Here is a 1,136-nt window from a genome sequence, read left to right as displayed (position 1 = left end):
CCGGCGGCCCGTATCCACCACGGACGGCGCCGCCAAAGACCCTGACCGCCAGCAACACCAGCAGCGCGATCCCGATGAGCAGCAGAAGAGCCCAGAGCCACATCCACCCCATGCCTTGTCCGTAACCCCACATCATGACCGGTGCCTTTCGCTTCAGAGTTACTCCGAGTCTTCGCGTGGCCACGGCAGACAGGTAGAGTCCGAGGTCCCGGCCCCCGGGCCGGTGTTTAATGCATCCGAACCGTCGGCGGACGGCCGGCTAATACTCAGGCCGATGCAGTCAGGAGGGAGGCGCAGGCCGCTTCACACCGGCGGCAGGCCTCGGCGCAGATTCTGCAGTGCTCGTGCATCCCGGAGTGCTTCTCGCACTCCTCCGCGCAGGCGGCACAGGCGGTGCGGCAGGCCTCCAACATTGCGCGTCTGATGCCCGCGTTGGACGCTGTTTGGCGGGTCATGACGGCGCCGGTGGCGGCGCAAATGTCAGCGCAGTCCAAATCCGTGCGGATGCAGGAGACAAGGTCGGCGACCGTGCCTTCGGCCAGGCACGCGTCAGCGCAGGCTGTGCAGGTCAGGGAGCACTGAAAGCACGCGGCGATGCATTCGGCCAGCTTTGTATTCTCCGCGCTCTCTGCCGCCTGCGGGTGGACGTCGAGCATGGCAGTGATGTGATGGGTCATGACGCAGCTCCTGTCACGGGTGATGGGGCGGCCGGCCCGCCCGGCCGTCATGCCCCAACCCTAAACCCGTGATGCTCACGCCGTCAGCCCCTCTCTCAGGACGGGGACCAAGGCCCGCCTGCCAGCGAAGCACCAGCCTGGCCAGCACGATGATGAGCCCAGAAGGAACGCAGAATGCGCAGGAACGCGCCGGTGTATGTATTCGGCGGCCTTGAATTGGGCAGCTCCTGCCGGCCCCGAAAGGTCGTTGAGAGCCCTGCCGAGCTGCAACGGGTAGCGCAGGACCTTCTAACGGAGAATGGACCATGCAACGGCGAGGATCATCATGGCCAAGCTGAGCTCCACGGTGATGCCCCTGCCGCAGAGCGAGGACGTGCCGATGCCATATGAGACGGCCACGCCAACACCGAGGGCAGCGCGCACAATGCAGCCGGCGTGTTCCCAGCGGCGGGGCACCCC

Annotated in this window: 1 protein-coding gene; it reads right to left on the bottom strand. The window is 66.2% G+C overall.

Annotated elements, in window-relative coordinates; translation table 11 throughout:
* Window positions 1-266: 266 nt before the first annotated feature.
* Window positions 267-677, bottom strand: coding sequence for a hypothetical protein (locus K789_RS0111905; RefSeq protein WP_024366957.1), 411 nt, complete (start codon window positions 675-677; stop codon window positions 267-269).
* Window positions 678-1,136 lie beyond the last annotated feature (459 nt).

Origin of the sequence: Arthrobacter sp. TB 26, from assembly GCF_000427315.1 — a bacterium.
Lineage (GTDB): Bacteria > Actinomycetota > Actinomycetes > Actinomycetales > Micrococcaceae > Arthrobacter.
The sequence above is the reverse complement of the archived record's forward strand: the minus strand, read 5'-3'. Positions and strand labels throughout refer to the sequence as shown.